The 8,435-nt window shown below is 67.4% G+C and carries 7 protein-coding genes and 3 tRNA genes; 8 read left to right on the top strand and 2 right to left on the bottom strand.

What is annotated here, in order from left to right; translation table 11 throughout:
- The 3 genes from lon to AC30N0_RS00965 form a co-directional block, all read left to right on the top strand.
- Positions 1 to 1,688 (top strand): endopeptidase La (gene lon / locus AC30N0_RS00975; protein WP_489516071.1); only part of this gene is annotated, 1,688 nt, incomplete at its 5' end.
- 101 nt (positions 1,689 to 1,789) lie between these two features.
- Positions 1,790 to 1,865: transfer RNA gene (locus AC30N0_RS00970), tRNA-Gly, on the top strand.
- A 75-nt stretch (positions 1,866 to 1,940) separates the two neighbouring features.
- Positions 1,941 to 2,014 (top strand) — tRNA-Cys (locus AC30N0_RS00965).
- 35 nt (positions 2,015 to 2,049) lie between these two features.
- Here AC30N0_RS00965 and AC30N0_RS00960 read toward each other — a convergent pair.
- Together AC30N0_RS00960 and AC30N0_RS00955 are read right to left on the bottom strand one after the other, a co-directional pair.
- Positions 2,050 to 2,403, bottom strand: coding sequence for a hypothetical protein (locus AC30N0_RS00960; protein ID WP_489516070.1), 354 nt, complete (start codon positions 2,401 to 2,403; stop codon positions 2,050 to 2,052).
- A 108-nt stretch (positions 2,404 to 2,511) separates the two neighbouring features.
- Positions 2,512 to 2,596 (bottom strand) — tRNA-Leu (locus AC30N0_RS00955).
- Positions 2,597 to 2,673: 77 nt separating this feature from the next.
- Between AC30N0_RS00955 and AC30N0_RS00950 the strand changes: the two genes are divergently transcribed.
- The 5 genes from AC30N0_RS00950 to AC30N0_RS00930 form a co-directional block, all read left to right on the top strand.
- Complete coding sequence (locus AC30N0_RS00950; protein WP_489516069.1) at positions 2,674 to 3,423, top strand: electron transfer flavoprotein subunit beta/FixA family protein; 750 nt, start codon at positions 2,674 to 2,676, stop codon at positions 3,421 to 3,423.
- Position 3,424: 1 nt separating this feature from the next.
- Positions 3,425 to 4,369 carry an electron transfer flavoprotein subunit alpha/FixB family protein gene (locus AC30N0_RS00945; protein WP_489516068.1) on the top strand — a complete coding sequence of 315 codons (945 nt, stop codon included), beginning with the start codon at positions 3,425 to 3,427 and terminating at the stop codon, positions 4,367 to 4,369.
- A gap of 94 nt (positions 4,370 to 4,463) precedes the next feature.
- A complete protein-coding gene (locus tag AC30N0_RS00940) occupies positions 4,464 to 6,278 on the top strand; it encodes an acyl-CoA dehydrogenase (RefSeq protein WP_489516067.1) in 1,815 nt (604 codons plus the stop codon).
- A 19-nt stretch (positions 6,279 to 6,297) separates the two neighbouring features.
- On the top strand, positions 6,298 to 7,251 hold the full coding sequence (locus tag AC30N0_RS00935) for an NAD(P)H-dependent flavin oxidoreductase (protein WP_489516066.1): 954 nt from the start codon (positions 6,298 to 6,300) through the stop codon (positions 7,249 to 7,251).
- A 180-nt stretch (positions 7,252 to 7,431) separates the two neighbouring features.
- Positions 7,432 to 8,435 (top strand): 2-oxoglutarate dehydrogenase E1 subunit family protein (locus AC30N0_RS00930; RefSeq protein ID WP_489516072.1); only part of this gene is annotated, 1,004 nt, incomplete at its 3' end.

Raw genomic sequence — 8,435 nt, 5'->3', positions numbered from 1 at the left:
AAGGCGCCGACATGGAGGAGCTCGAGAAGAAGATCATCGCCGCCAAGATGCCGAAGGAGGCGAAGAAGAAGGTCGACGCCGAGTTCAAGAAGCTCAAGCTGATGTCGCCGATGTCGGCCGAGGCGACCGTCGTCCGCAACTACATCGATACCCTCGTCAATCTGCCCTGGGCGAAGAAGACCAAGATCAAGCAGGACCTCGCCTTCGCTGCGCAGGTGCTCGACGAAGACCACTACGGCCTGGACAAGGTCAAGGACCGGATCCTCGAGTACCTTGCGGTGCAGCAGCGCGTGGAGAAGGTGAAGTCGCCGATCCTCTGCCTGGTCGGGCCACCCGGCGTCGGCAAGACCTCGCTCGGCCAGAGCGTGGCGCGTGCCACCGGGCGCAAGTTCGTCCGGATGGCGCTCGGCGGCGTTCGCGACGAGGCCGAGATCCGCGGCCACCGCCGTACCTACATCGGCTCGATGCCGGGCAAGGTGCTGCAGAGCCTGAGCAAGATCGGCACCAAGAACCCGCTGTTCCTGCTCGACGAGATCGACAAGCTCGGCATGGACTTCCGCGGCGACCCGTCGTCCGCGCTGCTCGAGGTGCTCGATCCCGAGCAGAACCATACGTTCAGCGACCACTACGTCGAGGTCGACTTCGACCTGTCGGACACGATGTTCATCGCCACCTCCAACTCGATGAACATCCCGCCGGCGCTGCTCGACCGGATGGAAGTGATCCGCCTCTCGGGCTACACCGAGGACGAGAAGGTCAACATCGCGCTGCGCTACCTGCTGCCCAAGCAGGCCAAGAACAACGGCGTCAAGGACGGCGAGCTCGACGTGACCGAGTCGGCTGTGCGCGGCATCGTCCGCTACTACACCCGCGAGGCGGGCGTGCGCTCGCTCGAGCGCGAGATCTCGAAAATCTGCCGCAAGGTCGTCAAGGCGATCCAGCTGAAGCAGGTCACCGAGAAGGTCGTCGTGACCGAGGACAACCTCAACGACTACCTCGGCGTGCGCAAGCACGAATACGGCCAGGCCGAGAAGCAGAACCAGGTCGGTCAGGTCGTCGGCCTGGCGTGGACCGAGGTCGGCGGCGACCTGCTCACCATCGAGGCGGCGGTGATGCCCGGCAAGGGCAACATCATCCGGACGGGCCAGCTGGGCGACGTGATGAAGGAGTCGGTCGAGGCGGCCCGGTCGGTCGTGCGCAGCCGCTCACGCCGGCTCGGCATCAAGGACGAGCTGTTCGAGAAGCGCGACATCCACATCCACGTTCCCGACGGCGCGACCCCGAAGGACGGCCCGAGCGCCGGCGCGGCGATGACCCTGGCTTTCGTGTCGGCCCTCACCGGCATTCCGGTCAAGGCCCATGTCGCCATGACCGGCGAGATCACGCTGCGCGGCGAGGTCACCGCCATCGGCGGGCTGAAGGAGAAGCTGCTCGCGGCACGCCGCGGTGGCATCACGACGGTGCTGATCCCCGAGGACAACGTCAAGGACCTGCAGGACATCCCGGAGAACGTCAAGAACCAGCTCGAGATCGTGCCGGTCAAGTGGATCGACCGCGTCCTCGAGATCGCGCTCGAGACGATGCCGCGCCCGCTCCCGGACGACGAAGTCGCCAAGCCCGCCGAGGCCGCGGCAGCGGCGCCGGCAGCGGGCGTGCCTCCGGTCGGCGGGGACGTGCTCACGCACTGAGCAGGTGGGTGTTCGAGCGGCCGTGCGGAAGGCGCAAGCGCAGCGCGTTGTCGCTATACTTGCGCCCTCGTTGCCAGTGCCGCAAGGTGCCGGCAGGCGATGCGGGAGTAGCTCAGTTGGTAGAGCGCAACCTTGCCAAGGTTGAGGTCGAGAGTTCGAGACTCTTCTCCCGCTCCAGTTGACGAAAGGGAAGCCGTGGCTTCCCTTTTTATCGAGGTGATGCCGGCCAGCCAGTGGCTGCCGGGCATCCAGGGCGCGGTAGCAAAGCGGTTATGCAGAGGATTGCAAATCCTTCCAGGGCGGTTCGACTCCGCCCCGCGCCTCCATCGAGCCCAGCCCCGCGCCGTTGGCTCCAGCCCGATCAGGCTGCCTGTCGCGTGGCCCGGTGGTCCTCGTGTTCCTCGGTACGCGCCTGCAGCGTCGCCCGGGTTGCCTGGGCGCGATGAAGCTGGGCCTTGAGCGACGTGACCTGACCCTCCAGGTCCTCCATCGACGCCAGCCGCTCGCCGAGGCGCCTCAGGTCGGCACTCGCCGTCGCCACGTGCCGCGCCAGCTGTCGCTCGCGCTTCTGTGCCGAGCGCAGGTTGATGCGCAGCAGGACATAGGTGATCGAGACGCCGACAAGGCTGATCGATGCGATCAGCAGCAGCCCCCAGAGAACATGGATGACCGCCCTCGTCTCGACGGCGTAGATCGCGATTTCGTTGGCGTTCAAGGGCAGGTGGGTGGATGCGCTCCTGCCCATGGTGCCGTCGACCTGGGCCGGCACTGCCTTGAAGTGCGGCCGGAAACCGTTCCATTTCGCGCAGAGCCGGCGCGCGGCTGGTACCCGGGGCGGGGCTCGAACCCGCATGCCTTGCGGCCGCGGATTTTAAGTCCGCTACGTCTACCGATTTCGTCACCCGGGCGGCGCCGCATCATAGGGCTCGCTTAAAATAGCACGGTCGTTCGTTTGCAGGCCCGGCGCTTGCCGCGCAGGAGACCCATGAAAGTTCTCGTCCCCGTCAAGCGCGTTGTCGACTACAACGTCAAGGTCCGCGTCAAGTCCGACGGCAGCGGCGTCGATATCGCCAACGTCAAGATGAGCATGAACCCGTTCGACGAGATCGCCGTCGAAGAGGCGGTTCGGCTGAAGGAAAAGGGCGTGGTCACCGAAGTGATCGCCGTCTCGTGCGGCGTCCAGCAGTGCCAGGAGACGCTGCGCACGGCGATGGCGATCGGCGCCGACCGTGCCATCCTCGTGCAGTGCGACGACGAGCTGCAGCCGCTGGCCGTGGCCAAGTTGCTGAAGGCGCTGGTCGACAAGGAGCAGCCTGGGCTCGTGATCCTGGGCAAGCAGGCGATCGACGACGACTGCAACCAGACCGGCCAGATGCTCGCTGCGCTGGCCGACCTGCCGCAGGCGACGTTCGCGTCCAAGGTCGAGGTCGCCGATGGCCACGCGGTGGTCACGCGCGAGGTCGACGGCGGCCTCGAGACGCTGAAGATCAAGCTGCCCGCGATCGTCACCACCGACCTGCGGCTGAACGAGCCGCGCTACGTGACGCTGCCGAACATCATGAAGGCCAAGAAGAAACAGATGGACGTCTTCAAGCCTGCCGACCTCGGCGTCGACGTCAAGTCGCACATCAAGACCCTGAAGGTGAGCGAGCCGCCGAAGCGCGGCGCGGGCGTGAAGGTGCCGGACGTCGCCACGCTCGTCGCGAAGCTCAAGAACGAAGCGAAGGTGATCTGAGATGGCCGAACCCACCCGATCCCTGGTCGTCGCGGAGCACGACAATGCAGGCGTCCGCCCCTCGACGCTGAACACCGTGGCCGCTGCGCGCGAGTGCGGCGGCGAGGTGCATGTGCTGATCGCCGGGGCGGCTTCCGCCGGTGCGGCGAGTGCGGCCGCGGCCATCGACGGCGTCGCCAAGGTCCTGCATGCCGAGGGCGAGGTGTTCGCCCACGGGTTGGCCGAGAACGTCGCGGCACAGGTTCTTGCCGTCGCGCCGGGCTACACGCACATCTTTTTCCCGGCCACTGCGGCGGGCAAGAACGTGGCGCCGCGGGTCGCGGCCAAGCTCGACGTCGGCCAGATCTCGGACATCACCAAGGTCCATTCGCCGGACACCTTCGAGCGGCCCATCTATGCCGGCAATGCCATCGCCACGGTGCAGGGCCTCGACCCGGTGAAGGTGATCACCGTGCGCACGACCGGCTTCGACCCGGCACCCGCTGGCGGCGGCTCGGCCCCGATCGAGACGGTATCGGCGGTCGGAGACTCCGGCCTCTCGTCGTTCGTCGGCGCGGAGATCGCGAGGAACGACCGGCCCGAGCTGACCTCGGCCAAGGTGATCGTTTCCGGCGGCCGGGCCCTCGGCTCGAACGACAAGTTCAACGAGGTCCTGACGCCGCTCGCCGACAAGCTCGGCGCCGCCCTCGGCGCGAGCCGCGCCGCCGTCGATGCCGGCTACGCGCCGAACGACTGGCAGGTGGGACAGACGGGCAAGATCGTGGCGCCGCAGCTCTACATCGCGGCGGGTATCAGCGGCGCCATCCAGCACCTCGCCGGAATGAAGGACTCGAAGGTCATCGTCGCCATCAACAAGGACGAGGAGGCGCCGATCTTCAGCGTCGCCGACTACGGGCTGGTCCAGGACCTCTTCGTCGCCGTTCCGGAACTGGTCGCCGCGCTCTGACGCCCTCGACCGGGGCCGCAGCGCCAGCCAGCCCGGGCCCGTCACCGATGCGTCGGCCGACGGGCCCTTTCATTTCGCCTCGCGGGGAAACGCCATGAGCTACATCGCGCCGGTCAAGGACATGCTCTTCTGCATGCGGGAACTCGCGGGGCTCGAAGCGGTGGCCCGCCTTCCTGGCTTCGAGGAAGCGGGGCTGGACACCGCTGAGGCCGTGCTCGAGGAATGCGCGCGCTTCAGTCAGGGCGTGCTCGCGCCGCTCAACCGCACCGGCGACCTCCAGCCTTCCACACTGAAGGACGGCGTCGTCACGACGACGCCGGGCTTCAAGGAGGCGTTCCGGCAGTTCGGCGCAGGCGGCTGGCAGGGCCTCCAGCACCCGACCGAGTTCGGCGGACAGGGCCTGCCGAAGACGATCGGAGCCGCCTGCAGCGAGATGATCAACAGCGCCAACCTCAGCTTCGCGCTCTGTCCCCTGCTGACCGACGGCGCGATCGAGGCCCTCCTCACGGCCGGTACGCGCGAGCAGCGGGACACCTTCATTCCCAAGATGATCAGCGGCGAGTGGACGGGCACGATGAACCTCACCGAGCCGCAGGCCGGCTCCGACCTGGCCCTGGTGCGTACGCGCGCGGAGCCGCTGGGAGACGGCCGCTACAGGCTCTACGGCACGAAGATCTTCATCACCTACGGCGAGCACGACATGGCCGAGAACATCGTCCACCTGGTGCTCGCCAGGGTGGTCGGTGCGCCGGACGGCGTGCGCGGCATCAGCCTGTTCATCGTCCCGAAATTCCTCGTCAACGCCGACGGCTCGCCGGGCGCACGCAACGACGCCTGGTGCGTCAGCATCGAGCACAAGCTGGGCATTAAGGCCAGCCCGACGGCGGTGCTGCAGTTCGGCGACAAGGGCGGCGAGGGCCTCAGCGGGCCCGGCGCGATCGGCACCCTCGTCGGCCAGGAGAACCGCGGGCTCGAGTACATGTTCATCATGATGAATGCGGCCCGGTTTGCGGTCGGCGTGCAAGGCATCGCGGTGGCCGAGCGGGCCTACCAGAAGGCAGCGGCGTTCGCGCGTGAGCGCGTCCAGTCTCGGCCGGTCGACGGCTCGGTGGCGGGCAGCGCCACCATCATTCATCACCCCGACGTGCGCCGGATGCTGATGACGATGCGCGCCTACACCGAGGGCTGCCGGGCGATGGCACTCGTCGCTGCCGCGGCCTCCGACTCCGCGCACCACGACCCGGATCCGGAGGTCCGGCGCCAGAACCAGGCCTTCTACGAGTTCATGGTGCCGCTGGTGAAGGGCTACAGCACGGAGATGAGCATCGAGGTGGCGAGCCTGGGCATCCAGGTCCACGGCGGCATGGGCTTCATCGAGGAGACCGGCGCGGCGCAGCTGCTGCGCGACGCGCGCATCCTGACGATCTACGAGGGCACTACCGCGATCCAGGCCAACGACCTCGTCGGCCGCAAGACGGCGCGGGACGGCGGCCAGGTCGCCCTCGGCATCGCCGCGCAGGTGGAGGCCACGGAGAGCGAGCTGGCCGGGCGGCAGGGCACGAATGAGGCCTCGGTGCTGAAGCGGCTCAAGGCGGCGCGCGAAGCCTTCGAGGACGTCGTCCGCTTCGTGGCCGCTGGAAGCAAGACCGATCCGAACGCCGTCTTCGCAGGTTCCGTGAACTATTTGATGCTCGCCGGCAACCTGATGGCCGGCTGGCAGATGGCCCGTTCGCTGCTCGCCGCCGAACGCCTGCTGGCCGCAGGGCAGGGCGACGCTGCCTTCCTTCGGGCGAAGGCCGCGACGGCGCGTTTCTACGCCGAACACCTCCTGAGCAAGGCGCCCGGGTTGCGCGACACCATCGTCGAGGGCGCGGCCAGCGTCACCGCGATGGCACTCGAATCGTTCTGACCCCACGACAAGGATCGTCATGCCGCTGCCGTCCGTCCTGCGCAACCTGCCGCTGCCGATCATCGGCGCCCCGCTGTTCATCATCAGCCACCCCCGCCTGGTGATCGAGCAATGCAAGGCCGGCGTGGTCGGCGCGATGCCGGCGCTGAACGCCCGCCCGGCCGAGCAGCTCGACGAGTGGCTGGCCGAGATCACCGAGACGCTGGCTGCGCACGACCGCAACCACCCCGGCAGCCGGGCGGCGCCCTTTGCCGTGAACCAGATCGTGCACAAGAGCAACGACCGGCTCGAGCACGACATGCAGGTCTGCGCCAAGTACAAGGTGCCGATCGTGATCACCTCGCTCGGCGCGCGGACCGACGTCAACGATGCGGTGCATGCCTGGGGCGGGGTGGTGCTGCACGACATCATCAACAACACCTTCGCACGCAAGGCGGTGGAGAAGGGCGCCGACGGACTGGTCGCGGTCGCCGCCGGCGCCGGCGGGCACGCCGGCGTGAAGAGCCCGTTCGCGCTGGTGAGCGAGATCCGGGAGTGGTTCGACGGCCCCATCGCCCTGTCCGGGGCGATCTCCACCGGCGGCGCCGTCCTGGCCGCGCAGGCGATGGGTGCCGATCTTGCCTACATCGGCTCGGCCTTCATCGCCACCGACGAGGCACGCGCCTCGCCCGACTACAAGCAGATGATCGTCGAGAGCAGCAGCGACGACATCGTCTACTCGAACCTCTTCACGGGCGTGCACGGAAACTACCTCAAGGGCTCGATCCGCAAGGCCGGTCTTGACCCCGATGCGCTCGAAGTAAGCGACCCGTCGAAGATGGATTTCGGGGGCGGCTCGCGCAAGGCCTGGAAGGACATCTGGGGCTGCGGGCAGGGCATCGGCGCGGTCAAGGCGGTCGTGCCGGCCCGCGAACTGATCGGCCGGCTGGAGCGCGAGTACGAGCAGGCGCGGGCAAAGCTGCTCAGACCTTGAAGCGGCCGCGGATACCCCCGGTGTTAAAGTCAGCCGTGACTTGATCGAGGTCCTTCCCGTCCGCTCGCAGCCTCCAAGGGGCGAGCCGGGTCGCTAGTCCGTGAGCCGGCGAAGCCGAAGCGCGGAAGGTTTCTTCTGAACCCACTGCAGTGTCGGAAACCGGCACGGAAGGTGAGCGAAATGATGCAGGAAAACAGGGCGAGCTCGTACCTGTTCGGCGGCAATGCGCCGTACGTCGAAGAGCTCTACGAGGCCTATCTCGACAACCCCGGCTCGGTCCCGGACAAGTGGCGTGCCTACTTCGACGCGCTGCAGAACGTTCCTGCAGCCAACGGCACCAGCACGCGCGATGTGGCGCATGCGCCGGTCATCGAGTCGTTCGCCCAGCGCGCCAAGGCCAACGCTTTCGGCAACCGCGCCTCCAGCGAGGACCTCGCCATCGCTCGCAAGCAGGTCCATGTCCAGTCGCTGATCGCCGGCTACCGTTTCCTCGGCTCGCGCTGGGCCGACCTCGACCCGCTCAAGCGCCAGGAACGGGCCAAGATCCCGGAGCTCGAGCCGGCGTTCTACGACCTGACCGAGGCTGACATGGACATCGTGTTCAGCGCCACGAACACGTACTTCACGACGGCCGAGAACATGACGCTGCGCGAGATCCTGCAGGCGCTGCGCGAGACGTACTGCGGAACCATCGGCGCCGAGTACATGCACTGCACCGAGCCCACCGAGAAGCGCTGGTGGCAGCAGCGGCTCGAGTCGATCCGCTCGAACCCGAGCTTCACCAAGGAGGAGAAGATCCACATCCTCGATCGGCTGACGTCGGCCGAAGGGCTCGAGCGCTACCTGCACACGAAGTATGTGGGGCAGAAGCGCTTCTCCCTCGAGGGCAGCGAGAGCTTCATCGCCTCGATGGACGAGATCGTGCAGCGCGCCGGCGAAAGGGGCGTGCAGGAGATCGTGATCGGCATGGCCCACCGCGGCCGGCTGAACGTGCTGGTGAACACCCTGGGCAAGATGCCCAAGGATCTGTTCGCCGAGTTCGACCACACGGCGCCCGAGAACCTGCCGTCGGGCGACGTGAAATACCACCAGGGCTTCTCGAGCGACATCACCACGCCGGGCGGGCCGGTGCACCTGAGCCTGGCCTTCAACCCGTCGCACCTGGAGATCGTCAACCCGGTCGT

Source organism: Rhizobacter sp. (genome assembly GCF_031412495.1).
Taxonomy (GTDB): Bacteria; Pseudomonadota; Gammaproteobacteria; order Burkholderiales; family Burkholderiaceae_C; genus Schlegelella_A.
Note: the sequence above shows the minus strand (reverse complement) of the source record. Positions and strands in the feature narration are given on the sequence as shown.